A 25,167-nucleotide genomic window follows, 5' to 3' on the forward strand; every position below is an offset into this window, starting at 1 on the left:
CCGCCTCAGTCCTCAAGCAGCGGCCGGATCGGCATCGCGTCATCGCGGATTCCCATTTGCGAAAAAGTTTGGGCATCGACCAGTCCGCTGACGATTGCGACGCGGCCATCGCCCCAGAGCATGTTGGCGCCCCCTACGTGGCGACTGTCAAAGCCGCCCGGGCGAAGTCGCTGCTCCGGGGGTGCGGGTGCAGGATAAACAAATGTCTCCACCCAATCTCCCTCCTCATCGAAGTATCCGCCCCACGACTCGGATTCGTCAGCCATCGGATCCTCTTCGGCGGCTTCCGAATTCGACTCTGCATCGGGATCGTAAGCGGCATCCCCCTTGTACCGGCCGTAGGGCTGATAGACCGGCGGGGGTTCAGATCCGTACGAATCTTCTGAGGGGTCTCCGTACTGCTCCGCCTCCTGGCCCGGCGCATAGCCAGTCGTTCGAAGCGTCGCCCGCGTGCCGCTCGTCCAGCCGAGGTCCGTCTCCTGGCTGTCGATCAACGCCTTTTCGCCAGCCAGCAGGGTATAGGCAAGACCATCGGGCACATCGTCCCGCGAAAGAAATCGATTCGCTATCAGCAAACCGCGTGACTCCTCGTCGAGCGGCCGGAGCTGACCGTCATAAACTCCGGCGTAGCTGGAATACTGAATGGAATTGCCAGAGAAATAGACATAGTCCGAGGGGCAGCTTACCAAGGAGAGCTCGGTGGTTGCCACGGACCGATTCACCGGGTCATAGCTGCTGTGCGTCCAAGCGACCTGCCCAAACAAGGCCCGCTGGTCGAGCATCGGCAGGATCCGCACCAGCCAATTGTGGTGGTCTGCGTTGGGATAATTCTCCACCGGCAACACTTCGGAAGTCGTCCCCGCCGGGAGGACTTTGAAAGCGTTCTGGTATGCGTGGAGGGCCAGCCCGAGCTGAGCGAGGTTATTGCCGCACGAAGTCTGCCGAGCCGCTTCCCGTGCCGCCTGGACCGCCGGAAGCAACAGCCCGACGAGCAGCCCGATCACCACCACGACCGAAATGATCTCCAGCATCGTGAACCCGCCACGACGCCTGCAGCGGCTGTGTTTGGCGGCCGCTTCGCATCGTTTGCTGAGCATCATTCGGCGAGCCCCGGATGAGGAAGTTCGCCGTCGGAGCGGTCGGCGAGTTGCTCCAAAAGTTTGGAGTCGGTCGTCGAGCCAAAAAAGCGGACGCGTCCATCGCCCAGCAGAAAGTGGGCGCCAGCCGGGTGGCTGCTGCCGAAACCTCCGACGAGCAGCTCCGGTTCCGCGTCCGCAGACTCCTCGGCATCCGGGTTGCCACCGCTCGCCTCCGCCGCTGTCGGGAGCTGCGAATAAATCGACTCCAGCTCCGGTCCAGTGTTCCGCAGCGTCGCCCGCGTTCCGCTGAGCCACCCGAGGTCGTCCGCGGGGACGAATTTTTCTCCTACCAACAGCGTGTACTGCAGTCCGTCGTGAAGATCGTCCTGCGAAATTTGCCGATTGAGGATGAACACGCCGTTGTTGTCTTCGGCGATCGGAGCTTCGACCGAATGATGCGAACCGGCGTAGTGGCTGCCCGCCGTCGCCAGCGTGCCCGCCGAAGGACACCGCAGAACCGACACGCGAACGTCGCGTACCGGTTCGTTCTCCGTTGCGTAGACGCTCACTTCGGAATCGACCGCGGCTGCCACCGTCGGCAGATCCAAGTACGGCAGCAGCCCGGAAATCCAGTTGTGATGAAACCCCTGCGGCTCATTGCGGATCGGGCCGGCGGGATTGATCGTGCCGCGGGGGTAAGCCAACACCGCAGCATGATACTCGCTCAGCGCGAGACTGATCTGGGCCAAGTTGTGTTGGCAGGTCTGCCGCCGGGCCGCCTCGCGAACCGCTTGCACGGCCGGCAAGGTCAGCCCCACGAGAACACCGATGATCGCAATCACAACGAGCAATTCGACCAGCGTAAAACCGCGATTCTCTCGCACGCCCTTCATTGCGACTCTCCTAACTCCGAGACGGAAATCGTTCCGCGACGCCGCGCGATCACGCGGCCATTTTCTTCAACCCTGACTTCGATCACCCATGCGTCGGATTCACCGTCTCGCATCTCCGCGATCGCACGGCGGGTGCGCGTCCCGCGCGGCGGAAGCTCAAACCGCAACTCCGAGATCGCTCCAGAGTGCCGCGCAATCTCGGCGGCAGTCACCCACGCCGACTCGGCTTGCGCGACGGCGGCCGTGGAATCGATCGCTCGCCGGCTGAGGATCACGCGGCGCGTGACCAGCGAGACGGTGACGGCTAGCAGCACGATCGCCGCCATCACGATCACCAGCACCGCTCCACGGCGAACCGCTCGGCGAGTGCCTCCACGACGGTGGGCTCGCCGCCCGCAGCTCCTCCCGCAGGAGTTTGTGCCGACACGGAAACTCATGGTGCCTCCTCCACGGTCGCGGGCTGCGCCTCATCGTCCGCTCGCGATTCAATGCCGGGCCAAGCAGCGACGACTTCTCGGCCCCCGGCGTCGGTAAAGCGGACGAGACCGCCTTCGGCAGCGACCGTCCAAGGCGAGTCACCGGTAGCAATGGCAAACGTCGCTCGCGATCGACCGTCGGCAAGGTCGACTCGCCGGACGAGTTGTTCCTCGGTCCGCTCATACCGGACGGTCCCCTCGAACCGTTCAAGCTCGAGCGTCCCATCGGCAACGGCAGGAAGACTCGTCGCACGATGCACGTCCTCTCGCAGCTGCTGGGCAAAGCGATCGACCGTCGCTGTCTCAACCGCTTGCCGCTGAATGCTTTCCAAGGCTCGCTGGGTGCCGGCGACACTCAGCGCGACCGAGCTCAGCACCAGCCCCACGATCGGCAACACCATCACCACCTCGATCAATTGGATGCCGCGGCGGCCGACTCGCTTAGGTCCCATCGCTGGCCTCCGTCTCGGGTGCATCGTTGGAGTCGGGTGCGACTTCTGCGTCGGGTGTGTCGTCGGTGTCGGGTGTGGTGGCGGACTCGGCGAGTTGCCAGCCGACGAGCGTGAGTGGCTCGGCTCCGGAAGCTCCCGCCACGCTGACGACAAACTGGTGCACGGGCAGATCGCCAACCGTCGCCTCGGAGATTTGCACCTCGAGCCGTGTTCCCGGCAGCCCGGCGACGTCGTCACGCAGCTTGGCGGCCGCCTCTTCGAGCAACCGAGGCTCGGCGGCACGAAGCACTTCCAGCGCGTTCCCCGCGGCCAGCAGCGCGTCACTGCGTCGCTCGTTCGCTGCCTTGGTGCGAGCTGATACCGCGACCAATTGGGCGACGCCAACGGCGAGCGCTGCGGCCGCAGCCAACGAGGCGAGCGCTTCGATGACCGTCATCCCACGCGCCAGCGGCCTGCCGATTTGCGGCCTCTGCAATCGTTCCCGGGTCCACATCACTAGGCCATCCCCTCAATCAACAGCGCGAGCATCCCGATCATCAGCAGGCCGCACAGCCAAACTGGGATCGAAGCGATGCCTAAGCCGATTGGCCCGGCAATCCTCAATCCCATCTTCAAGCGTTCGGACGCGAGCCGTCGCCGCGCCGCGGCCGCCTCATGGAGCGCTCGCGCCAGGTGCGGGCCTCCCTGGGTCACGGCCACCCAGGGCAGCGTGCGGCGGCTAACCAGGCCGGCGCGATGGAGCGACTGCGGCCAATCCACACCCTCGCGGACCGACTTCAGTGCTCGCCACAGCCGGGTCTCCGCAGGACCAATTCGCGCCCGCCGCAGCTCCTGTTCGAGCACGTCGAGCGACTGATCGGCAGCGATCGCTGCGGCCAACCAGTCGAGTGCTTGCGCGTCGTAGCGGCTGCGGTAATAAGGCCCCAAAATCGGCAGCCAGCGTCCCCCGACAATAACTCCCGCGTGCAACAACGCCCACAACAGCCCGATTGCTCCGAAGATCAGGAACAGGAGCAAGCAGAGCCCGGGCAAGACTTCGATCGCCGAGCGGATCACGATCAGCCCCGGAGGAATTACAAGTCCGAACTCCTCGAACATGAGGAGCATCATGGGCGTGATCAGCTGCGTGACGGCGAGCGTCGCGAGGCTGATCACGGCGATGAAGTAGAACGCCCCCACCAGCCAAATTGGCGAGGCCGCTGCGCCCTCTTCATCATCCGCGCCGACCGGCAAAAATTTGTAGAGCCCGCCCGCCCGTGCCTCCCTGGTCGGCTGTGCCTCCCCGGGTGCCCGTGCCTCCCCGGGCGGCTGCGGCGAAGGGTGCAATCGCGCCAAGCTGCTGCGAAGATTCGGCGTCAGCTTGAGCCCGGCCGCGGGGGCAGCCTGGTCGGCAGCGAACCCCGCCTGAAGATACTGGGCGAAACGATACGCCCGCTGGCCGAGCACATCGCGGCGGCTGTTTGCAAAGGCATACGCAACCCGATCCAGTTCAATGCCCCGCTCCAGCCCCAAGGCGATCGCGTCGTGCAACGCAGTTCGCTCCCCGACGTGCCGCTGATAAATCGCCAGCCCGGTCGCCACTCCCACCATCAGCGCGACCATCGCTCCCACCACCCCGGGCAACAGACACATCGCAGCTCCAGTCACCACCATCACTAACGCGCACTCGGTTGCAAAGCTCCGCAGCGGCCCCCAGCGCTCAGCCGATATGAACATCGCCAGCAGAGCCGTCAAACTCCCGCAGACGAGCAGGGCAACACCGAGCACGATGGTGGCGACGAATTGATGGACAATGATCAGGGTTGGGTTCTCCTCAAAAGGCTTGCGGCTGAGCTACTCAAGCCAGCTCAATAATTGCATCAATTCGGCAAGGGGCGCGAGCGCCGCTTGCAGGACGGACAAAACCACTGCGACGATCACCAGGTAACCCACCACGGGGACCACCGTGCGGACCAGCCGCACGCGCTCGCTCGCTCGCCGCAAGAAGTATCGCCCGGCCAGCTCCCAGGCACCCGCCGGATCCGCCGACGCCGCGCCTCGCGACTCGAGAACCGCCGGCAAAATTTCTGCGTGCCTGCCCAGCCGAACTACCGCCAGCTCGAGCGAACGTCCCGCGGTGATATCCTCGGCGGCTGCCGCGAGCCACTGACGGAGGGCGGCCGAACGCACGCTCGCTCGAGAGAGCCGGAAGGCCTCGGGGTAGGGAACGCGACGCGACAGCAGCTGACCGATCACCGTGCACACGATCGTCAGGTCAAACCAGCGATCGGCTGGTCCGATCAGCGGAATCCGCCAGTACAGCCGATCCATCCAAGCGGTCCGCACCCACTGGCGAATCACAGCCAGCGCGGCGATGCCAGCCGTCACCGCGAGGATTGCCCCGAGCAAAATGCGATACAAGAGAACGTAGATCAACGCCCGCGAGTTCTCTTCGAGCTCAAATTCGGTCGCTAATTCGGCGTAGCCCTGCGACGTCATCGTGAGCACCGCCAGACCGCCCCCCGCGGCCAGCGCGAGCAACACCAGCGGGTAGACCCAAGCGGCGGCGAGCCGACGTCGAAGCCGCACTCCCCGCGTATCCACCGCTTCGAGCGCCGCCAAGGCCGCGGCAAAATCACCGCTGTTCTGGCTGCCCGAAATTAGCATCGCGGTCAGCCGTTCGAGCGAATCGGGCGCATCGCCAGCCGGGACCGCCCCCCGCCGCAATTGGTCAGCCAACCGCAGCAACGTCCTCCGCAGCCGTCGACTCTCCGCCTCCGAGGCGGCCGCTTCGAGCCCCTCCGGAACGGCCACTCCCGCAGCCGAAAGCTCGGCCAACCGGAGCGTTAGCGGATCGATGCGGTCGAGTGCAGCAGTCACGGGTTCAGGCTCACACAAACGTTCGGTAAATCGGTCCCAGCACGATCACGATGAACGCGATCGCGAGCGTTCCGGCGACCGAGACGAGTAGCACAGCGGGCAGAACGATGGTTGCCCAAGTCGCGGCTTGCTCGGAACGGTACCAATAAACTCCCGCCAACCGCCGCAACGCTTCGGGGAATCCGAGCGGCGAGCTCGCCCCATTGCGGAGCGTCCACAGGAGTAACCCTGGAGCGTCTCGGCTATCCGCCGACCGCACTCCGACCGGCTCGAGTGGGGACGGCTCGAGTGGGAACTGCCTTTGTCCTTGCAGTTCGGCGGCAGTCCACTGCTCCGCGGCCCGCCGCAGCCCGCGGTCGCCCGAAGCCTCGGCTGCGATCCGCACCGCCTCTCCGATCGGCATCCCCTGCTCGATCGCTAGCGCGACTAGTTCGGCGAACCAGGCAAGCCGAGCCCAGCGAAGTGCACGCAACCGCGAGGGCACCCAGCGGGACAGCTGACGACGCAGCAACCAGACGATGATCGCGGCCAACGCAATTCCCGCAGGAGTCGTCCACCACCAGCGTTCCCCGCCTGGCAGCGCCCCGCCGCCACGGCTCAAGCGGACCGTGGACACAGCATCGGCGGCCATCGGCTCGCCAACGCTGATCCAGACGAGTCCGGCGGCCAACAGAACGCCGGCGATGGCGCTGATCGTGACCGGGTAGACCAGCGCCATCGCCAGCCGCCGACGGTACTCGAGTCGACGGCGAATCAGTGCGGCCAACCCAGCGAGCGCTTCGGCGGGTCGGCCCGCAGCCGCTCCGGCTTCCGCCACTGCGGCAACCTGTCTCCCATACTTCCCCGCGATCTCCGCCAACACTTCCTGCACGTCGCGGCCCCGCCGCAGCTGGTCCGTCAACGGCTCGAGTCCCTGGGGCTTCCATCGCCGCTCGGAGACATCCACCGCCTCGGCCCAAGGAATCCCCAGCCTCGCTTGGGCGGCCAGCTCATCCAACAGCGCCGCGAGCTGCGAGGCCGAGAGCGGCGGTAGGGACCTTGGAGCGCGAGTCACTGCGTGCCAGAGCCTGGAGAGAGGAGAAGCGTTGAAAAGAAGCCGTCAGTGCTGTCACTCCCGCGACCGCACCAACCAAGCCCCCCCAGTGTAGCAATCCCAGCCGCCGTCCGCTCCGTATAGTCGCCTTTCGCTCCGCGAAAGTTGCGCGAGAACGCAACTTTCGCGGAGCGAAAGGCGACTATGGGCTAATCCGGCTGCCGAGCACGCGGAGCGCCTCGGCTGGACTGGTCTCTCCCGCAGCGACCCGAGCGAGCACGCCGTGCCGCAAATCTTGCATCCCAGCCCCGACCGCCGCGGTGCGAATCTCGTCGGCCGAACGGTGCTGGTCAATGGGCGCGGCAACCGCCTCGGCTACCGCTCCAGAATCGAGGCGAAGCAGCTCCGACGCCAGCACGCGTCCGCGGTAGCCGGTCTGAAAGCAGCGTTGGCAGCCGACCGCTTCCCAGGCGGCCGAGACGGCAAGGCCGGTCACCGCCGGATCGACGGAGCGGCGGCAATCACACAGCCGCCTCAGCAGCCGTTGGCTCAGCACCGCTCGCACGCCGCTACGAATCAGATACGTGGCGACCCCCATCTCCACCAATCGCCGCAGCGCCATCGCCGCGTCGCCCGCATGGAATGAGGTCAGCACCAAGTGCCCCGTCAGCGAGGCTTGCAGCGCCGCTTCGGCCGTCTCGGGATCGCGAATCTCGCCGATCAAGAGCACCTCGGGATCCTGCCGAAGCATGCTGCGCACGGCCGCGGCGAGCGTCATCCCGGTCGACGGATCGAGCTGAGACTGACTCGCTCCGCTCAGAACCGTTTCGACTGGATCTTCGATCGAAAGCACGGCGCGGCGGTGACTGCTGGCACCGATCAGCTCCCGAGCGGCAGCGTACAGCGTCGTCGTTTTCCCGCTGCCGGCCGGGCCGGTCACGAGGATCGCCCCATCCTGCTCGAGAAGCAGTTCCGCCAACGTCTCGCGGACCGGCCGGCTCAGCCCTAAGTCGTCGAGCCGTCGGAGCTCCGCCTCGCGGCCAAACAAGCGAATCACCGTCCGCTCACCATGGATCGTCGGAAAGGTGCTGATCCGCATCTCCACATTTTCGACCGCGGTCTGCAAGCGACCTTCCTGCGGTCGTCCGCTGGCATACGTCAGCAACCCGGCCATCACTTTGAGCCGGGCGATGGGATCGGTCCCTTCGCCACTCGCCAGAATCCCGGTCGGCTGCAACACGCCGTCGATGCGATACGCGACCTCGATCCCCGCCGGAGTCGGCTGCAAGTGAACGTCGCTCGCACCGGCTGCCACCGCCGCACGAAGCAGGTGGTTGGCGACCTGCACCGCATACTCAGGGCTCCGCGGATCGAACCGCGCCGGATCGAAAGGGCCTCGCTCGGATGAGCCCGGCGAGCGTTCGCGATTGGTAATTTGTGCCATCGAGGTTGGGTTCCTGGAGTCCCGAGAGTGCCGAAACCGGCCGACCGTTCCCTTCACCGATACACAGCCGTTAACGGCGCAGCCCGTCTAAAGGTACCCAGCGTCGTTCCTTCCAAGAACGTTCCCCCGCTTCGGCGAGTGCGACTCCGGCGGCGGCGGCACGGATTGACCAAGGAAATTCTCCCTCGCCCGCGACATGCTTGAGGAACAACTCCCACTGAATCTTGTAAGCGTTGTCGTAGGCATCCTCATCGGCAACTGGCTGCCAAGCATCCAGAAAGCAGAGTGGTTGCGGGAGATCGGGATTCCAGGTCGGCCGGGGCGTTTCGGTAGCCGACTGCGTCCAGCAATCTCGCAACCCCGCAACGGCCGATCCCTTCGTGCCGTCCACTTGAATTGTCAACAGATCGTCGCGGCGGACGCGCGTCGTCCAGGAACTGTTGAACTGGCAGACGATGCCGTTCTGCAATTGAAACATCGCATAAGCCGCATCGTCCGCCGTGCAAGCGTAAGGTCGCCCCTGCTCGTCGATCCGCTCGGGGATATCGATCGAAGCGTGAGTCATCACCGACGCAATCTCGCCAAACAAATCCTCGATCAAATACTGCCAGTGGCAATACATATCCATGATCATGCCGCCACCATCCTCTCGGCGATAATTCCACGAAGGTCGCTGGGGAGGTCGATCGGGATCGTGTCCGGAAAAAACCCAATACCCAAATTCGCCGCGGACGCTCAGGATCCTGCCAAAGAAGCCGTCGTCACGGAGCTTGCGAAGCTTTTGGATTCCCGGCAGCCAGAGCTTGTCTTGAACCACGCCTGTCTTGATGCCCGCCGCTTCACAGTCCGCGGCTAACGCATACGCATCGGCCGCAGTCGTTGCGACTGGTTTTTCGCAGTAGACCGCCTTGCCATGCTCGGCGGCGAGGCGAACGATCGACGGCCGCAGGGGAGTCGCAGCGGAGTCAAAGACGATATCGACCGTGCGATCATCCAGCAGGTCTTCGAGCGAAGTCGTCCAGTCGACCGGCGAGCCCGTCTCTTCGACGGCGACTTCCTCCGCCAAGCGGCGGACTTTCGCTTCGTCCCGCCCCACCAAGATCGGTTCGACCTGCAAGTGCTGGCCGGAGGGAAGCAGAACCCCACCCTGCTTCATGATCGGCAGAATCGACCGCAGAAAATGCTGGTTCGTCCCCATCCGTCCCGTCACCCCATGCATCGCCACCGTCAGCGAAGGGGCGGCGGTCGGATCCGGCCCAGCCGCAAGTTCCGCTGCCAAAGCGAGATTCGGGGAAGCCGGACGCGGCGTCTTCTTCATCATGGGCTGCTCTCGGGTCTCTGTCACATTTACCGAAACGCTCTGGCAGGTACCACGATGTCACCGAGGTCATTGATCCCGGGATGGATCATGATCTCCAAACGGTTGCGTTCCAGTGGCCACCACTGGTCCTTGATCCGAACCTCATCAAGTGCGCTGCGGAGCGCTTCGTGAACGATCCGAAAGGAAATTGGTCTCCCTGCCGGCAATCCCTCGATCGTCAGTGTTCCGTCCTTGTCGCTGACGGCTGCGTAAGGATGATCGAGAACTACGATGTAAGCTTTCATCCAGGGATGGATGTTGCATTCTACCGGTATCGGCGCCGGCTCCGGATTTGGCATCGCCACCTGGACCGAATCACCGATCGCCGTGACGAAATTGGCCGGAGGATTCGCAAAGAAGTTAACGTTCGTGTTGTGTCCGGCCATATCTTGATTGGTGATCTTCAGAGTGTCCCCTGCTCGAGCAAGAAGTACATGTGGTTCAAAGCGACAATCTTGGTTTGTTAACTCATGCACCTTCTTCGGTGGTTCGCTGGCAGGCAGAACGGCACCGCCAGGGCCGGTGTAGACATAGAGAATGACGTTTCGGATTCCGTTGGTCTCCGGATCGACCAGCAGGCTTTCGTCGATCAGCGGAAAACCGCCACAGAACCCTCCTTGTGGGGTTGTAGGTTTTGGCTTGGGAGCGTCTCCCTCATAGACGAAGCGGGCTTTCAAGACTGCGGTTTCCGCAGCGGCGGAAACGGAAGCGAAGGCAACGGTCACGACCACCGCAGTGCCCATCCAAGCGTGACGTATCATGACTCAAACTCCCGGGTGGAAAAACAGTCGCCTGCGGCTTGCCGTTAAACAACTAGGGCGAAGCGTTCGCGGTCAGGTGCTTGAGTCCGCGGAGGTTTTGCTGGAGGCTCTGCTCGGCGTCGATTTCGGGGCGATGGTCGAGGATTCCGATCGGGCCGCGGTAGTTCGACTCCAGCACGACGCGGAGCCACTCCCGGTCGTGCTCGCCGCTGCCGATGGGGAGAATTTTTGCTGCCGGCGGTTGGCTCATCCCGTTGAGGTTCAGGCACAAGAGATACGGCTGCATCTGCTGGAGAGCCTGTTCGAGCCGGTCGAGATCGGCGTGAGCGTGATGGAGGTTGTAGACGATCCCCACATGGTCGGCGTCTCCCTGCTGGCGAAGCGCCTCGACGACCGCGACCAAGTTTTCCGGCTCACCACCCCAGCCGCCGTGGTTGTACAGCCCAAGTTTGCAACCGAGCTGGCGGGTGCGATCGACCAACGGCCGCAGCTGGGCTGCGGCGGCAGCCACCCGTACGGCCGGATCATTTTCGTCGTGCCCTTCCGCAGTGGGGCTGGGAGCGGTTTTCCAGATCTGTGGCTGCAAGTTGTACTTTTCGAACAGCTCAAAAGCTGCCGGGTGCTCATCCCAAAACGCAAACAGCTCGATGCCGGCCTTTTGCAGCTCCACGATCTCCTGCTCGAACGAGGGCACTTGGGCCTCTCGCCAATCATAAGCGAGCTTTGAAAATCCGAGCCGCTGGAGCATGGTCGCCCGCGCTTCGGGGCCTCGCTGCCGAGCATCAAAGGGCACGACGCACCAAGCCACGAGGTTTTCCGCTGCGAAAAGTTCCTCTGCACGTTCCGAGCGTGGGCCTTCAGTTTGGGCGCCTTCGGTTTGGGCGGGCGCACCGGCAGGAAAGAGCAGCCCCAAGAGCAAGAGCAACCAGCAGTGTGGCCGTGGCATGGGTTCGTCTCCCGCGGGAACGGCATCCTTCGATGCACTGAAAAGACCTTGGACGCAGCTCATGTTAGCGAAATCCTCCCGAGAGCGTTGTCATTGCCCCTGCGGGGCGAAAAGGGTTGGGGGCGGAACGCGCAAACCCAGGGCGGCGCGTATGCGGCGTTGCCGCGGCGCTCTGCCCTGGGCTGGCCTGTTTCGGCCCCCTTCGGGGCACCATGCCCGCCATCACCCACACTCCAACGATCCACACCCCAACGTTCCACGCCCCATCGGGGCAATTGCCCGCAGGGCTCACACAATCCAGCCCAGGGCACAGCGCCGCGGCGAAGCCGCAGAGCGACGCCCTGGGTACGCGGCGACCAACCCACATCCCAACCATTTCCACCATTCCCACCGTTTCATGCCCCGTCGGGGCAATAGCCTGAAGGGCTCACACAAACCAGCCCAGGGCAAAGCGCCGCGGCGAAGCCGCACAGCGCCGCCCTGGGTACGCGCCGCCCTGGGTACGCGCCGCCCTGGGTAATCTCAGTCCCAGGCATAGCGCTCGTCCAGGTCGACCTCGTGGCGTTTGCACAGCGCGCGCAGCTCGTCCTGGAATGTCTTTACGCGGTGGTGTTCCTCCTGCGTATCGATATACCGCACGACCGCCGCCGTATTGGATTGACTGACCGAAAAAGCGGCGTAGCCCTTCTGCCAATAGAACTTCGCATTCCCACACCCCTCGCGCGTCTTCATCCATTTCGAACTTCCCTTTTTGACCTCCTCGACGATCGTCTTGAGCGGCTGGGTTTTGGCGAGGCAGAACAAGGCGTGGACATGATCCGCGACCCCGCCAATGGCCAGCGCAGGGCACGCCCAGTCCTTGAAAATCCCCGCTTGGTAGGCGAATAGCCGTTCGCGAGTCTCTTTGGGAATCAGCGGCGCCCGGTGTTTGGTGCTGAAAATTAAATGGATCAGGTTTTTGGCCAGTGATTGGGACATCGTCTTACCTTGCGAATTTGCCGGACCACGTCAGTCAGGCCCGGCGAGGTTGTCATTGCCCCTGCGGGGCGAAAAGGGTTGGGGGCGGAACGCGCAAACCCAGGGCGGCGCGTATGCGGCGTTGCCGCGGCGCTCTGGGTCACGTCACACGGCGGGGGTGGGGCGGCGGAGGAGTTCATCGAGCTGGCTTTGCAGGTCCGCCGCGCGGCTCGTCAGCGAGGGATGGAGCAGAGCCAGCTGCTCGAGCGCTGCCTTGAATCGACGGCTCGCCAACCGACGCTGCTCGAGCCCCGCGTGGCGATATTCGATGAACGCTTGGTTGAGCCGATCCACATCGGCCTGCGGAGCTCGCCGGGCTTGCAGTTCGCCGACCAGATCGGTGACGCGGAATGCGATCTTGAGATGGCCCAGCGGATCGCCCGGCAGTTCGTCGCTAACAAACGACCCGCTCCAGACTGGCTCCAGAAGCTCGTCCTCCTCCGCAGCGGCGGCAAGCGTCCCGGGCGGATCGGTCGCCGCTTCGCGTTCCCGTTCGATCTCCGCCGCCATCGCTCGATACTGCGCCTGATCCATCTCCCACTCGTCGTGGTGTTCCCACAACGAAAAGGCGAATTCGCCATCGAGTTCGAGATGATGGCCGTCAAAGTGGAGGAAGGTCGGTCCGAACAGCCCCTCGGCCATCATCAGGCAGAGCGGGCAATCGCAGTCGACGAGATGCCCCTGCTCCTCCTCGCCAAGCACGGCGGGAATGCGGTCGCGTTCGTCCCGGATGATCGCCGCCGGGATGCCTCCTCCTTCGCCCGGCGACTGCAGCCACGCGTCCTGCGCCGCCTCCAAGACGCGCGCCAAGGCGCCCACCCGCTCATCGACCCGCGCATCGACCCGCGCATCGCTCGCCGCAATCGCGCTGGCGGCGTCCTCGCGCTCCCGCTCGATGAGCCAATTCCAGCCGACGTCGATCAGCTCGCGGCAGAGGTCGAAATACATGCAGACTTCGCCGCGCCCCATCGGTCCCTCGCGATAGGTCTGAAGCTCATGCGGAAGCCGCGTCAGGGGTCGGTCCTGGGACACGTTCCACTGCTGACCCTCGATCACCCGCTCGATCCAGTCGATGCCGCCATGCAACGAGGCGCGGGGCGTTTGCCCCTCCAGATCCTCGCGGGGCGTCATCAACCATTCGCGATGGACCGCGACGGTGAAAGCGTAGCGGGCGTGGGAGTCGTCCGAGGCGGACGCCGCCTTCCACTGGGAACTGCCAAAGCTCGCCACCATCCGCTCGGCCAAGGCAGCTGCGAGCGGCGGCCCCCACAGAATGTCGCGCCGCGACCGAGGGCGACGCAGCTCGGTCTCTCGCGGCCGACGCACTTGTTCGGGAACCGCGTCGTTGTGGATTTCCCACCAGGGAGGCAGATGGATCGACATCTGAACTTCCGCCGCCGCAGCCCCCCCGGAGTTCCCGCTGGCACCCTCCTCGTCGTCGTCGCAGGCGATCCCAAAGCACCCATCGCGACGGATGTCGCCATAGGCCGAACTGCTCAGCACCCGCTGCCGCTCGAAATCGAGCACCATCCAGCACTCCTCGACCGACAAACGCTCGACCGCCGTCTCGGGATCGATCACCGCGAGCGGGAGGGCGTCGGCGAACTCGGCACTCGGACCCACTCGGTACCGCGGCCAAACCGCCGCCAGCTCCGACCAATTGGCGGGATCCTCCGAGATGCAGGCCAAGAGCGTCGCCGCGTTCCAGTCGTCGAGATCCGCCGCCCAGCGGGTGTGCTGGGAGTCGATGACCAGAACTGTCAGGTTGGGAAATTCGCCAAACTCGCTGTCGACCCGTTCGTCTTCAATCTGCTTGGGGGGATCCGCACGCATCGCTCACACCTCCGCCGCAAGGAATGGTCCCGAATGGTTCCGCGGCAGCCCCACGCGGCGCCGCCGCTCAGGCCACTATAGGGGTGATGAACGCGCGTTCAAGGAGCGAAATTTACAGTTTCCTTAAAAATTCCGGGGGCCAGGGTTGGGGTTTGCCAGAAAACTCTGAGCCGACGGCGCTAGCCGCGGGTGCTGCCGCGAAAATTCCGGGGCTGCGAGGCCCGAGGCTAGCGCCTACGGCTCATCAACATAGAAACCGCCAGGCTTTGGGTCAGAACTCAAGCTGCCACCCAGGCCCGCGCGCCGTTGAGGTCGGAGACGTCGAAGTACTTGACGGTCGCCGAGGTGAAAGGCTGGCAAAAGGCGGCCATCCCCCGCTCCCAGAGCGAGTCGCCGACGATCGCCAGCTTTTCGATGTCGCGAAAGTGGCGGATGTCGAACTTCAACTCCTCCCACAAAGCGTCAATCTCCCAGCCATGGAAATCCTGCAGAATCACTAGCATCCGAACCTTGCCCTCGGTCTCGATCTTATGCTCGTTGATCGGCAGAAACGTTTTGTAAGCTTCCTTGGTGAGCTTTCCCGAGACCTGGACCTCGATCACGTTCCCTTCGGAAGCTTCGATCACAATGAACGGCATAGAATTCTCTCCCGGCAGGAATGCATCGCCACCACTCGGCGTTTGAGCCTTGAACTGGGGGCTCATGCAACCGGGATACCAGATTTGCTGTCGTTCGCTTTCTCGGCGGTCGCGGCTCGCGGAGGAGGGTTCGGTTACGGCTGCGGGATTACCTCGCCGCCGCTGCGGGTTCCCATCGCCCGCCAGACGGTTAGATCGATCGTCTCGGCGATCGAGCGAACCGAACCATCGAGCCAGGCGGTGTTCACGACGCCCGAGTGCTGGCTGCGGGAAGTGATCGCGGCGTAGGTTGGATTGCCCCCTGTGCCGTTTTTGCCTTCCTGCCACGAGTTGTAGTCAACGTTCAGCTCAGTCCCACCGTTGTCGTAGGGGACGTAAGCGTTGGGGCCGAGAGTCGTGGTGAATCCGGTGTGGTGGACGCGGCCATCGGGCCATTCGGTGTGGCCTGTCGTCTTGAAATCAGGGCCGCTCGCGGCCGCCGCCGCGACCTGCAGAGCCGAACTTGGGATGCTCGTATCGGCGGGGCCGCCGTTGCGCGTGTAGGGGGTCCAGCCGAGCACCTCGGCGGCCAGCAGCGTCGAACTGGTCCCGTCGGTGAACGCCCGCAGTCCCAAAAAGCTATTGGGGTAAAACGCTCCGTCCCCTCCGCGGCGCGTCTGGGGGTCGAACACGAACCACGTTCCAAAGTTAAACCCGTACGAGGTCGGATACAGCCGCGGTCGACCGCTGCCGGGATCCCGAACTTCGAAGGACCCCGGATCGCTCGGGCAGCCGAACACTGGAACGCGGACATTGTCGATCGCGCTCTGAAAATCCCAGCCAACGCTCAGATCGATCTGATCCGAGAGGTTTTGCTGTTCAATGAAAGGAAGGATGCGGCCGTGCACGCCCCAGGCTTGATTGTTCGCCGTGTCGCCGGCGGCCAAATCGAGCACCGTGCTCGGCGGCAAACACCGCAGCGCCGACTCGTAATTCATCACCGCCAGCGAAAGCTGCTTCAAATTGTTCTGGCAGCTCATTCGCCGCGCCGCCTCGCGAGCCGCTTGGACCGCGGGCAACAGCAGCCCCACCAAGACGCCGATGATCGCGATCACGACCAACAACTCGACCAGCGTGAATCCCTTGCTCGTGGTGCGCATTAAACTATGGAAACTCCGAAAAGGGGTGGATGGCCGAAGCGGCAGCCGACCGGCGAAATGCACGCGACCGACAAATGCACGGCCTGTGCCACGGCGGTGGAGGGTGCAAAAACCCAGCGTTTGCCAAAGGTTCCAGCGATTTCCGCCCCCGCCTTTCGATGGTTATTCCGCCGCCCAGGATGGAAATTCCACCCCCACGCGGTCGCCCCGCGTCGGCGCGGGTACGATCGGCCAAGCGAGGAGTTCTGGCTCCGCACTCCGCTGAGGAGAAGAGGTTTAAGAGGTTGGTCAAGACGCGCTTTCGATCGCTCCGCACGCGACTGCTGATTCCGCTCATCGGCGGGTCGATGCTGGCTGCCCTGGCCGTCGGCGGCGTCTCCTACGTGCTCGGCGACCGCGTCGTCCAGCGGAGCATGAACAGCCGTTTCGAGGCGATCCGTTCGACCCTCTCCACCGCCACGTTCCCCCTCACCCCGACGGTGCTCAAGACGCTCGCCGAGCTAACCGAAACGGAGCTGGCCAGCTACGACCCCCGCGGTCAGCGGATCGAGAGCTCCTTTGCCGGAGCGCCGGCGACTTTGCCCGCGGCAAGCCTCGCCACCGCATCCCAGCACCCCGGCCAGCTCGAGGACTCCCCTCGACCCCAGCAGGAACCCCAGCAGGGGCTGCCGCATGTCGCCCCTTCCGACGGCTTTGATTCCCGGCTCCTCGCCGGCTACCAAACTCGCCATTTTTCCCGCCGCCGCAGCGCCGACGACCCGGCCGCCGTCGCTCACGTGCTGGTGATGTTCGACGAGCGCGACTTGCAGGAAGCGCGACTTGCCGCCGCCTCGCTACCGCTGGCCACCGGGCTCTCCTCGACGCTCCTGCTGTCGATCGTCGCGCTGGCACTCACCGAGCGGATGATCCACCGGATCGCGGCGCTGGAGCGGAACGTCAAGCGGATTGCTGCCGGAGAGTTTCAGCCGAGGCGAATTGGCGGCGAGCCGGACGCCGACGCTGCGGAGGAACTCGATGAACTGGGGCGGCTCGGCGCGGCCGTCCGAGGAATGGGAGACGAGTTGGCGATCCTCTGGGAAGCGGTGCATCGGCAAGAGCGGCAGAAACTGATCCACCAGATCGCCGCTGGACTCGCTCATCAGCTCCGCAACAGCCTGACCGGAGCCCGCATGGCAGTCGAACTGCACGCCCGACGCTGTCCCCGCCACCCGAACGGTGACGATTTGGCCGGTGACGGTTTGGAGGTCGCCCTGCGGGAACTGGAACGGACCGAGGATTACGTGCAGCGGATCCTGCGGATCGCCTCCCAACCCGGGGCGGCTGCGCCCGCGGCTTCACCCGATGCTGCGCCCGCGGCTGCACCCGATGCTGCGCCCGCGGCTGCACCGCTCGAGGCACGGCGGGGGCTCGGCGGACGGAGCGAGGCGGGGGAAGCGGGAACGGTGGGCGAAGCGACCGCGGCGGTGCGTGAGAGCCTGCAGGTGGTCGCCGATCACCAGCACGTGACCCTCGATTGGAAGCTCGACGCAGCGGCATTGGAGCAGCGAGTCGCCGATCGGGCCAGCCTGACCGCCGCGCTGGAGAATCTCGTGCTCAACGCGCTGCAGTCCGGTGGCGAGGTGGTCGGCGTCGAGGCCGATTGTGTCGCTGGACAAGTTCAGATTAAGGTCACCGACAACGGTCCCGGCCCGAGCGAAGCGGTCGGGGAGGAGTTGTTCGAACCGTTCGTCACGAGCAAGCCCGAGGGTCTGGGGCTCGGCCTGGCGGTGGTTCGCCGGTCCGCCGAAGATTTGGGAGGATCGGTCCGCTGGTTCCGCAGCGATCACCAAACTGTCTTTGTTTTGACCGTGGCTCCTCTCGCATGAAAGATTCGCCCGATGCCGCTCTCCGGAGGTCTTGAGCATGAGCACGAGCATGGCCAGCGGTGACGCTTCACCTTCCACGGCTCCAGTCGTCGTCATCGAGGACGAGGCGTCGATCTGCTGGGCGTTCGAGCAGATGCTGGGCGAAGAGGGGTTGCGGGTGCTGACCGCTTCTTCGGCCGAAGAGGGATTGCAGCTGGTCGAGCGGCACGCTCCGGCCCTGATCGTCTTGGACGTGCGGCTACCGGGGATGGATGGCCTGACGGCGCTCCCCCGGTTCCAGCAAGTGGGTCGCGGGGCGCCGGTGATCGTGATCACCGCGTTCGGAGATCTGCGAACGGCGGTCGACGCGGTCCAAGGGGGAGCGGTCGATTACCTGACCAAGCCGTTTGGTTTGGACCGCGCCCGCGAAGTCTGCTTAGCGGCCCTCGCGCAGCACCGCAGCACCGCGTCTGGACTCGAAGCCGATGCGGCGGCGGCAGGGCAAGCGAACCAGTTAATCGGTAAGTCCCCGGCGATGCAGGAGATCTATCGCCAGATCGCGATGGTGGCCGAGAGTGATCTTTCGGTGCTGATCACCGGCGAGACCGGGAGCGGCAAGGAATTGATCGCCGCAGCGATTCACGCCCACAGCCGCCGGCGCGAGCGGCCCTATTTGCCGATCGCGCCAGTCGCGCTCAACCCCACGCTGATCGAAAGCGAGTTGTTCGGGCACGTCCGCGGGGCGTTCACCGGCGCCAGTGAAAGCCGCGACGGGCTGTTCGGGCTGGCCGAAGGAGGCACGATCCTGCTGGACGAGATCGGCGACCTCTCGCCGTCGATCCAGGTCAAACTGCTGCGGGTCCTCGAGCAGCGGCAATACACTCCGGTGGGCGACGTCCGCCCGCGGCCGTGCGACGTGCGGATCGTGGCCGCGACCCACGCCGATTTTCGGCAAGCGATCGCCAGCGGAAAGTTCCGCGAAGACCTCTACTATCGCTTGGCAGCGGTCGAAATCCACGCGCCGCCGCTCCGCGAACGGCTCGAGGACCTGGAGATGCTCGTCCAGCACTTCCTGAAGCTGGCGGGCCATCCCGCCGCCAGCGAACCGGTCGCGGCGAACGTTCTCGACGAGCTCGCTCGGCGGCCATGGCACGGCAATGTGCGCGAGCTCCGCAACGCGATCGAGCAGGCGGCGGTCCTCTCCCGCGGCCGCCCCCTCTCGGTTGACCGACTCCCGGCTCCTCAGCGGCCGGTCGGCGACAGTTCGAACGCTGAGCCGAACGCGCTGGCCGCAGCCGTACGGGCCTGGACCCACGCGGCGACCGAAGGGACCGACGGTGAACCGGCGGGAGGCGTTTCCGACCTGCACGAGCGGTTCTTGGCGGCGGTCGAACCGGCGATGCTCGAAGTCGTGCTGGAACGCACCGGTGGAAATCGCGCGGCCGCAGCCGAGCTGCTGGGAATCCATCGCGGCACGCTCCGCGAACGGCTCCGGCGGTACGGGATCGAACCCTGAGCCGCAGGGCGCGGGGGAACCACGATTCACACGAATCGAACGAATGGTGGCCACGGAAGGACACGAAAGGACACGGAAAAGCTCAGAAAGGAGAGGGACCGCGGATCGCACGGAGAACGCAGAGGAAAGGGGAAGAGCGAGAACCCACGATCCGTGTTATCTGCGTTATCCGCGGTTCGGCCCGTCGGCTCAGTGGTCGCTTGGCGGGATCGGGCGGCCGTGGGGATCGGTTTCGGGGGAGGACGTCTCGTCGCTCAGCCGCTCCTGCAGATCGCGGTCGGTGAAGTGTTCGAGCCGTTCCGCTTTGGCGTGCAACCGCTCGGCGCCGACCCCCGCCTCGCTGATCAAGTAGTGCTCCCAGAGTCGATGCGAGCGGACGAGCGCCCGGGCCAGCACGACTCCAGTCGCGGTGAGCTCGTAGCCTTGCTTCTCGCTGCGGATGTGTCCCCGCCAGCGGAGCCAAGCGAGCACGCTCCGCAGCGCAAGCGGACCGGCGATCAGTGCGTCGGCGATTCCCGCCCGGTCGCTCTTCAGCTCCGCTCCCCGCTCTTCGATCCGATACAGGAAACCGATCACATCCTCGGTCAAGATCCGCAGCGACAGCAATCGCCGCCGCACGAACTTGATCAGCACGCCATGCCGCGGTCCGAGCATCGCCGCCAGGATGAAGATCAGCCCCGTCATCACGGCCATCATCCCCGCGGTCGTCGTGCTGCGGTAGCCAAACCAGCCGGGGACGGTCAGCGCCGCGAGGTGCCCGGTGACGGCCGCCACCATCCCGATCACCACGCTCAGCCCAATCATCAACACCAAGCGATCGGTCAGCATGTAAGCGGCCGCCGGGGGGACGACGAGCATCGCCACGACCAAAATATTGCCGACGCTTTCAAAGCTGGCCACGGCCGTCACGGCGACCAGCATCATCAATAAATAATGCAGCAGCCAAGCTGGAAAACCGCTGGTCGTCGCCAACGAAGCATCGAACGAAGAGATCTTGAGCTCTTTGAAAAACAAGCACACAAAGAGCAGGTTGATCAGCGATACGCATCCAAGCACCACGATCACCCGCGGCACCTCCCAGCCTCCCACACTCCAGCTATCGTAAGGCAGCGCCGCCACCTCAATCGCACCATACAACACGCAGTCGGGATCCAGATCGACGTGATCGGCCGCTTGCACGATCATCACCAGCCCGAGCGCAAAGAGCGACGTGAAGACGACGCCCATCGACGCTCCCTCGTCGACTTTTCCAAACCCGCGAATCCACTCGGTGAACACGGCGGTCAACAACCCGACTGCCACGGCCCCCAAAAACATCGGCCAGCTGCTGCGGCTCTCGCTGATCAAAAAGGCGGCCGCCAAGCCAGGCAGCACCGCATGGCTGATCGCATCGCCCAACATGCTCATCTTGCGGAGCACCAGAAAGTTGCCGAGCAGCGCCGCCGAGACGGCCGAAAGGATTCCGGCCAGCATGATCCAGCCATCCAGCTCCCAGGCGAGCCAATCGATCCCGAACATCGCGTTACGCTCCCCGATCCGTGGCCGAGGAAGTGCCAGCCGTGGTGGTTGTGCCAGCCGTGGTGGTTGTGCCAGCCGTGGTGGTTGTGCCAGCGGTCAAAGCCCTCTCAGCTGCCGACGCAGGGGCGGCCTCATGGGGACAGGCCGGGACGCCGCTGGGCATTCCCTCGACGTCGAGCAGCGTTTGCAATTCGGCGATCATCGCCGCGTCCAACACATGCTCGATTGCATCGGCATCGCGGTCGACGCGTCCGGGAGCCACGTCGGCATGGGTGATCAAATACATCTCCCACAGCCGGTGGTCGCGGACCAGGCGGGCAGCCCGCTCGGCTCCGCGCGTCGTCAACCGGACCGCCCCCCCGGCTTCGACCGTGACCCAACCCTGCCGCGCCGCGCGGCGGATGATTCGCCGCAGCCGCGAGCCCGACCAGCTCCGCCGGCCGAGCAGATCGGCCACCGCCACCTCCCCTGCCGCCAGCTCCGCCCCTGCCGCCAGCTCCGCCCCTGTGGCCGCAGTCGCTCCTGCTGGCGACTCGTGGCGAGCCTCGAGCACCTCGTAGATTGCTCGCAGCAAGTGCTGGCGATCGATCCTGCGGTGCAGCGTTCGGCGGCGGAGCGCTCGGATCAGCACGCCGCGGCGAGGACCGACGATCATGCTGGTGAGAAAAATCAGGGCGGAGACGAGCACGATCATCGCTCCGCTCGGGAGCCGAGGGAAAACCGCGCTCAGGGCCGAACCGACCAAACAGCTGACCGCCCCAACGCCCGCGGCCACGGCGGTCATTCGCGCCATCCGTTCGGTCCAAAAACGTGCCGCCGCCGCGGGAATCACCAACAGCGCGATCATCAAGATCAGCCCGACCGCCTGCAGCCCAATGATCGTCACGACGACCACGACGGCCATCAGCACCAGATCGAGCCACACGACCGGAAGCCCCCGCGAACCGGCAAAGCCCTCGTCAAAACAGAGCAGCTTGAGCTCCTTGAACAGCAGCAGCGTGACGATCGCCGACCCTCCGCCGGCCGCTCCGATCAGCCACGCGTCGGAGGCCAGCATGGAAGCGGTCTTGCCGTAGATGAAGCCTTCGAGACCCGCTGCATGCCCCTCGGACATCTGCTGCACGACGGCCAGCAGCGAGACACCGCCGCCAAAGAAAACGCTCAGCACGATCCCCATCGCCGCGTCTTCCTTGAGCCGCGTCAGATTGCGGATCAACAGAATCGTCCCCATCCCCAGGATTCCAGTGACCGCCGCTCCGGCGAGCAGCACCGGGAGAGCCTTGCCGCTGTAGCCCAGCCCGCTGGCGATCAAAAATGCGAGCGCGATGCCGGGCAGCGTCGCGTGGCTCAGCGCGTCGCCCATCAGCGCCCGTTTGCGGAGCAGCGTGAAGCTGCCGATCGTGCCCGCAGCCAATCCGAGCAGCGTCGTGCCGGTCACCACCACCCGCGTGTTGTAATCCTGCATCAGGATCACCCGTCGCCACGCTTCCCAGGAGGGCCACTCGATCCGCCGATCGGTCAGCGAACGCCCTGCCGAAACCGCCCCCTCGGGATCACCTTCGGCGGCGCAGCCTCCGATTCCCACGAGCAGGATCCCGAACACAAGGCACGCGGCCAGCAGCAGCCAGCTCGACGGTCTGCGGCAACCATTCATAACGTCTTCTCGCGACGCCGCATCGCTTCGGTCGCTTCTTCGAGGAGCGTCAGCCGACCGCCGTACGTTTTCTGCAAATTCTCCTGCGTGAACGTCGTCGCGACCGGTCCATGGGCGACGACCCGCATGTTCAAAAGCACCACGTAGTCGAAGTAGTCGGCGACGGTTTGCAAATCATGGTGGATCACCAGGACGGTTTTCCCCCGATTCTTCATCTCCTGCAAGATCTCGATGATCGCTTGCTCGGTCGCCGCATCGACCGCCGCGAACGGCTCGTCCATCAGATACAGATCCGCATCCTGGACCAGAGCCCGAGCCAAAAATGTCCGCTGCTGTTGGCCGCCGCTCAGCTGGCTGATCTGCCGATGCGCCAGATCCGCCAGCCCGACTCGCTCGAGCGCTTCGGCCGCTTGCTGGCGATGCTTGCGGCGGACCGGCAGACACCAGCCGATCTGGCCATACAGCCCCATCGTGACGACATCGAGCGCGTCGACCGGAAAATCCCAATCGACACTTTCCCGCTGCGGCACGTATCCCACGCGACGACGATTCTTGCGGTACGGTTTTCCAAAGACGCGGATCTCGCCCGAAGCCGTGGGGATCAACTCCATCACCGCCTTGATGAGCGTGCTTTTCCCCGCCCCGTTGGGACCGACCACTCCGATGAGCTGCCCCTTGGGAAAGTCGACGCTGACGTCCCACAGCACCGGCTTGCGGTGGTAGGCGACCGTCAAGTCGTAGATCGAAAGGGGCGAATCGACAGCGCGACCCGCTGGTACGGTTGCGGCGACCGAGCTCATTTATCCTTCGCCCTCTCCGGCGGCTGATGAATTTTCGGGACTGGCTCCCGCCGGCCGCAATTGCCCCCGCAACCCGCGGTCCGGAGCCTGGCCGCCGAGTGCCCGAGCGACGCGAGTGATGTTGTGGTCGAGCATCCCGATGTAGGTCCCTTCGTACGTCCCTTCGGGGCCCATCGCATCGGAGTACAACTCGCTGCCAATCACGACTTCGTGCCCTCGCGAGCGAGCGCCGTCGATCAACGACTCGATGTTCTTTCGCGGCACGCTGCTCTCGACGAAGACCGCCTGCACCTCCCGGTCGACGATCAAGTCGACCAGCCGATTGATCTGCTGCAGTCCCGCCTCCGATTCGGTGGACAATCCCTGCACCCCCACGACCTCGAGATCGTAGGCCCGGCCGAAGTAGTTGAAGGCGTCGTGCGAGGTGATCAACAGCCGACGCTCGGCCGGAACCGAAGCGATCCGCTCCTGCCCATAGCGGTGCAGTTCCTCCAACTCCGCGGCGTACCGCGCCGCCGCCTGGGTATACTCTTCGGCATGTTCCGGATCGTATTCCGAAAGTGCCTGGGCGACGACGACGATGCACTGGGCCCAAGCGCTCACGTCCATCCACACATGGGGATCGGAGTGACCGGCGGAGTCTTCCGGCTCCAGCAAGTATTCAGGACGAATCCGCTCGGTCACCGCGTACACCGGTTTCGTCCGGCCAATCTTCTCGAGCGTGTCGGTCATCTTTCCCTCGAGCATCAAGCCGGAGTAAAAAATCAAATCCCCCCGCATCAGCTCGCGGACGTCGTCGCGGGTCGTCTTGTAGAGATGCGGATCGACGCCCGAGCCCATGATCTGAACCACCTCCACTCGATCGCCACCGATTTCGCGGACCAAGTCGGCGACCATCCCCACCGTCGCCACGGCCACGATCGGTGGCTCGCCAGAGGCTCCCGCCGAACTCTCTCCGGGAGCAGGGCTCCGCGTACACCCGCCCCCAGCCAGAAGCACGCTCAGAAGCACCCCCAGGACCACGAACCCCAGCCAGCCGAGCAGACGAGGCCAGGCGGACCGACGGGCCGACCCGATTCGAGCACGAGCAAATTGCGACATCCAGCAACACCGTCGGGGCAGGGGGAACGAATTGTAGCCTGTGCTACAAATGGAGCCGCTGGTATTTTAGCCTCGGAGACAGGTGCGTCAACGCGGCGATCGGCACGGGGACGGCTCAGAAGGCGCTCTGGTGCCGCCGGTAACGGTGGACTCCAAAATCTCTGAACCGCAGAAGCACACCCGCATGAAGCCAAACCACGACAATACCGCTCCCCACCGTCGCACCCGCCGCGACCACGCGACCGAGACCGCCGAGGATTACGTCGAAGCGATTCTCGACACGATCGAAGAGCGGGAGAGTTGCCGCGTGGTCGATTTGGCGAAGCGGTTTGGGATCAGCCATGTCACGGTGACGCGGACCGTCACGCGGCTGGTCGATGAAGGCTTGGTCGAGACCGAACCGTACCGGCCGATCCACTTGACGGCCAAAGGCAAGCGGCTGGCGGCTGAGTCCCGCCGCCGCCACGAAATGGTGTTCCGCTTTCTCCGCGCACTCGGAGTCGACGCGGCGACCGCGGCGATCGATGCCGAGGGAATCGAGCACCACGTCAGCAGCCAAACGCTCGCCTGCTTCGAACGGTTCGTCAACGAACGGGGAAAGGCGGAGGGGTAGCCGCCACGCCCTCGGGTTCCATCACACTCCCCCCGGAGGTCGTGCAGTTTTTAGCCCCCTCTCCCCCGAAGGGAATCGCGGCAATCACTCGACGTTTACCCCCGAACATTTTCGCGATTCTCTTTGGGGGAGAGGGCTGGGGTGAGGGGGTCTAAGCGGCCGGCTACGGCCCCCTCACCCTAACCCTCTCC

At 64.7% G+C, this 25,167-nt stretch carries 23 protein-coding genes; 3 read left to right on the plus strand and 20 right to left on the minus strand.

The window, feature by feature from the left end; all coding sequences use genetic code 11:
* Window positions 1–5: 5 nt before the first annotated feature.
* The 16 genes from GNK13_RS05475 to GNK13_RS05550 all read right to left on the minus strand — a co-directional run bounded on the left by GNK13_RS05475 (window position 6) and on the right by GNK13_RS05550 (window position 15,930).
* Window positions 6–1,097, minus strand: coding sequence for a DUF1559 family PulG-like putative transporter (locus GNK13_RS05475; RefSeq protein ID WP_164101443.1), 1,092 nt, complete (start codon window positions 1,095–1,097; stop codon window positions 6–8).
* Complete coding sequence (locus GNK13_RS05480; RefSeq protein ID WP_235934793.1) at window positions 1,097–1,972, minus strand: DUF1559 family PulG-like putative transporter; 876 nt, start codon at window positions 1,970–1,972, stop codon at window positions 1,097–1,099. The genes GNK13_RS05475 and GNK13_RS05480 overlap by 1 nt, the downstream gene beginning before the upstream one ends.
* Window positions 1,969–2,409: a hypothetical protein gene (locus GNK13_RS05485; RefSeq protein WP_164101444.1), complete on the minus strand. Its 441-nt coding sequence runs from the start codon at window positions 2,407–2,409 to the stop codon at window positions 1,969–1,971. Before GNK13_RS05485 ends, GNK13_RS05480 begins: the two co-directional genes overlap by 4 nt.
* Complete coding sequence (locus GNK13_RS05490; RefSeq protein ID WP_164101445.1) at window positions 2,406–2,900, minus strand: type II secretion system protein; 495 nt, start codon at window positions 2,898–2,900, stop codon at window positions 2,406–2,408. Before GNK13_RS05490 ends, GNK13_RS05485 begins: the two co-directional genes overlap by 4 nt.
* Entirely contained in the window at window positions 2,890–3,393 is a 504-nt protein-coding gene (locus GNK13_RS05495) for a hypothetical protein (protein ID WP_164101446.1), read from the minus strand. The genes GNK13_RS05490 and GNK13_RS05495 overlap by 11 nt, the downstream gene beginning before the upstream one ends.
* A 2-nt stretch (window positions 3,394–3,395) precedes the next feature.
* The gene (locus GNK13_RS05500; protein WP_164101447.1) at window positions 3,396–4,667 is read right to left on the minus strand and encodes a hypothetical protein; all 1,272 of its coding nucleotides are present in this window, start codon (window positions 4,665–4,667) and stop codon (window positions 3,396–3,398) included.
* A 66-nt stretch (window positions 4,668–4,733) separates the two neighbouring features.
* Window positions 4,734–5,759 carry a type II secretion system F family protein gene (locus GNK13_RS05505; RefSeq protein ID WP_164101448.1) on the minus strand — a complete coding sequence of 342 codons (1,026 nt, stop codon included), beginning with the start codon at window positions 5,757–5,759 and terminating at the stop codon, window positions 4,734–4,736.
* A gap of 10 nt (window positions 5,760–5,769) precedes the next feature.
* On the minus strand, window positions 5,770–6,813 hold the full coding sequence (locus GNK13_RS05510) for a type II secretion system F family protein (protein ID WP_164101449.1): 1,044 nt from the start codon (window positions 6,811–6,813) through the stop codon (window positions 5,770–5,772).
* A 181-nt stretch (window positions 6,814–6,994) separates the two neighbouring features.
* Window positions 6,995–8,236, minus strand: a complete 1,242-nt coding sequence (locus GNK13_RS05515; RefSeq protein WP_164101450.1) for a GspE/PulE family protein — start codon at window positions 8,234–8,236, stop codon at window positions 6,995–6,997.
* A gap of 70 nt (window positions 8,237–8,306) precedes the next feature.
* On the minus strand, window positions 8,307–9,557 hold the full coding sequence (locus GNK13_RS05520) for a Gfo/Idh/MocA family protein (RefSeq protein ID WP_235934794.1): 1,251 nt from the start codon (window positions 9,555–9,557) through the stop codon (window positions 8,307–8,309).
* A gap of 26 nt (window positions 9,558–9,583) precedes the next feature.
* Window positions 9,584–10,327 (minus strand): methylamine utilization protein, encoded by a 744-nt coding sequence (locus GNK13_RS05525; RefSeq protein ID WP_235934795.1) that lies wholly within the window; start codon window positions 10,325–10,327, stop codon window positions 9,584–9,586.
* A gap of 82 nt (window positions 10,328–10,409) precedes the next feature.
* A complete protein-coding gene (locus tag GNK13_RS05530) occupies window positions 10,410–11,165 on the minus strand; it encodes a sugar phosphate isomerase/epimerase family protein (RefSeq protein ID WP_203328938.1) in 756 nt (251 codons plus the stop codon).
* Window positions 11,166–11,825: 660 nt separating this feature from the next.
* Window positions 11,826–12,281 carry a transposase gene (locus GNK13_RS05535; protein WP_164101452.1) on the minus strand — a complete coding sequence of 152 codons (456 nt, stop codon included), beginning with the start codon at window positions 12,279–12,281 and terminating at the stop codon, window positions 11,826–11,828.
* Between the two features lie 144 nt (window positions 12,282–12,425).
* Window positions 12,426–14,153: a hypothetical protein gene (locus tag GNK13_RS05540; RefSeq protein ID WP_164101453.1), complete on the minus strand. Its 1,728-nt coding sequence runs from the start codon at window positions 14,151–14,153 to the stop codon at window positions 12,426–12,428.
* A gap of 278 nt (window positions 14,154–14,431) precedes the next feature.
* Entirely contained in the window at window positions 14,432–14,791 is a 360-nt protein-coding gene (locus tag GNK13_RS05545) for a SpoIIAA family protein (RefSeq protein WP_164101454.1), read from the minus strand.
* 134 nt (window positions 14,792–14,925) lie between these two features.
* Window positions 14,926–15,930: a DUF1559 domain-containing protein gene (locus GNK13_RS05550; RefSeq protein WP_164101455.1), complete on the minus strand. Its 1,005-nt coding sequence runs from the start codon at window positions 15,928–15,930 to the stop codon at window positions 14,926–14,928.
* 284 nt (window positions 15,931–16,214) lie between these two features.
* Here GNK13_RS05550 and GNK13_RS05555 point away from each other — a divergent pair, with 284 nt between their 5' ends.
* A complete protein-coding gene (locus GNK13_RS05555; protein WP_164101456.1) occupies window positions 16,215–17,795 on the plus strand; it encodes a sensor histidine kinase in 1,581 nt (526 codons plus the stop codon).
* Between the two features lie 37 nt (window positions 17,796–17,832).
* Complete coding sequence (locus GNK13_RS05560; protein WP_235934796.1) at window positions 17,833–19,290, plus strand: sigma-54-dependent transcriptional regulator; 1,458 nt, start codon at window positions 17,833–17,835, stop codon at window positions 19,288–19,290.
* A 189-nt stretch (window positions 19,291–19,479) separates the two neighbouring features.
* On the opposite strand, the gene GNK13_RS05565 is transcribed toward GNK13_RS05560, so the two are convergent.
* Genes GNK13_RS05565 through GNK13_RS05580 form a run of 4 tightly spaced genes read right to left on the minus strand, consistent with a single transcriptional unit; the run spans window position 19,480 to window position 24,180 of the window.
* A complete protein-coding gene (locus GNK13_RS05565) occupies window positions 19,480–20,808 on the minus strand; it encodes a metal ABC transporter permease (RefSeq protein WP_164101457.1) in 1,329 nt (442 codons plus the stop codon).
* A gap of 4 nt (window positions 20,809–20,812) precedes the next feature.
* Window positions 20,813–22,462, minus strand: a complete 1,650-nt coding sequence (locus tag GNK13_RS21895) for a metal ABC transporter permease (RefSeq protein WP_261345394.1) — start codon at window positions 22,460–22,462, stop codon at window positions 20,813–20,815.
* The gene (locus tag GNK13_RS05575) at window positions 22,459–23,262 is read right to left on the minus strand and encodes a metal ABC transporter ATP-binding protein (RefSeq protein WP_164101458.1); all 804 of its coding nucleotides are present in this window, start codon (window positions 23,260–23,262) and stop codon (window positions 22,459–22,461) included. The genes GNK13_RS21895 and GNK13_RS05575 overlap by 4 nt, the downstream gene beginning before the upstream one ends.
* Complete coding sequence (locus GNK13_RS05580; RefSeq protein WP_235934797.1) at window positions 23,263–24,180, minus strand: metal ABC transporter solute-binding protein, Zn/Mn family; 918 nt, start codon at window positions 24,178–24,180, stop codon at window positions 23,263–23,265. It lies immediately after the preceding gene.
* Window positions 24,181–24,508: 328 nt separating this feature from the next.
* Between GNK13_RS05580 and mntR the strand changes: the two genes are divergently transcribed.
* Window positions 24,509–24,976, plus strand: a complete 468-nt coding sequence (gene mntR, locus GNK13_RS05585; RefSeq protein ID WP_261345395.1) for a manganese-binding transcriptional regulator MntR — start codon at window positions 24,509–24,511, stop codon at window positions 24,974–24,976.
* Window positions 24,977–25,167 lie beyond the last annotated feature (191 nt).

Origin of the sequence: Candidatus Laterigemmans baculatus (assembly GCF_010367455.1) — a bacterium.
Classification (GTDB): domain Bacteria; phylum Planctomycetota; class Planctomycetia; order Pirellulales; family Pirellulaceae; genus Laterigemmans; species Laterigemmans baculatus.

What these genes read in the sequence shown, in the direction of transcription:
- GNK13_RS05565 (WP_164101457.1), bottom strand. Translation starts at nt 20,808, where the DNA reads ATGTTCGGGATCGATTGGCTCGCCTGGGAGCTGGATGGCTGGATCATG.
- GNK13_RS05495 (WP_164101446.1), bottom strand. Translation starts at nt 3,393, where the DNA reads ATGTGGACCCGGGAACGATTGCAGAGGCCGCAAATCGGCAGGCCGCTG.
- GNK13_RS05480 (WP_235934793.1), bottom strand. Translation starts at nt 1,972, where the DNA reads ATGAAGGGCGTGCGAGAGAATCGCGGTTTTACGCTGGTCGAATTGCTC.
- GNK13_RS05540 (WP_164101453.1), bottom strand. Translation starts at nt 14,153, where the DNA reads ATGCGTGCGGATCCCCCCAAGCAGATTGAAGACGAACGGGTCGACAGC.
- GNK13_RS05490 (WP_164101445.1), bottom strand. Translation starts at nt 2,900, where the DNA reads ATGGGACCTAAGCGAGTCGGCCGCCGCGGCATCCAATTGATCGAGGTG.
- GNK13_RS05515 (WP_164101450.1), bottom strand. Translation starts at nt 8,236, where the DNA reads ATGGCACAAATTACCAATCGCGAACGCTCGCCGGGCTCATCCGAGCGA.
- GNK13_RS05545 (WP_164101454.1), bottom strand. Translation starts at nt 14,791, where the DNA reads ATGCCGTTCATTGTGATCGAAGCTTCCGAAGGGAACGTGATCGAGGTC.
- GNK13_RS05550 (WP_164101455.1), bottom strand. Translation starts at nt 15,930, where the DNA reads ATGCGCACCACGAGCAAGGGATTCACGCTGGTCGAGTTGTTGGTCGTG.
- GNK13_RS05485 (WP_164101444.1), bottom strand. Translation starts at nt 2,409, where the DNA reads ATGAGTTTCCGTGTCGGCACAAACTCCTGCGGGAGGAGCTGCGGGCGG.
- GNK13_RS05560 (WP_235934796.1), top strand. Translation starts at nt 17,833, where the DNA reads ATGAGCACGAGCATGGCCAGCGGTGACGCTTCACCTTCCACGGCTCCA.
- GNK13_RS05475 (WP_164101443.1), bottom strand. Translation starts at nt 1,097, where the DNA reads ATGCTCAGCAAACGATGCGAAGCGGCCGCCAAACACAGCCGCTGCAGG.
- GNK13_RS05535 (WP_164101452.1), bottom strand. Translation starts at nt 12,281, where the DNA reads ATGTCCCAATCACTGGCCAAAAACCTGATCCATTTAATTTTCAGCACC.
- GNK13_RS05520 (WP_235934794.1), bottom strand. Translation starts at nt 9,557, where the DNA reads ATGATGAAGAAGACGCCGCGTCCGGCTTCCCCGAATCTCGCTTTGGCA.
- GNK13_RS05575 (WP_164101458.1), bottom strand. Translation starts at nt 23,262, where the DNA reads ATGAGCTCGGTCGCCGCAACCGTACCAGCGGGTCGCGCTGTCGATTCG.
- GNK13_RS21895 (WP_261345394.1), bottom strand. Translation starts at nt 22,462, where the DNA reads ATGAATGGTTGCCGCAGACCGTCGAGCTGGCTGCTGCTGGCCGCGTGC.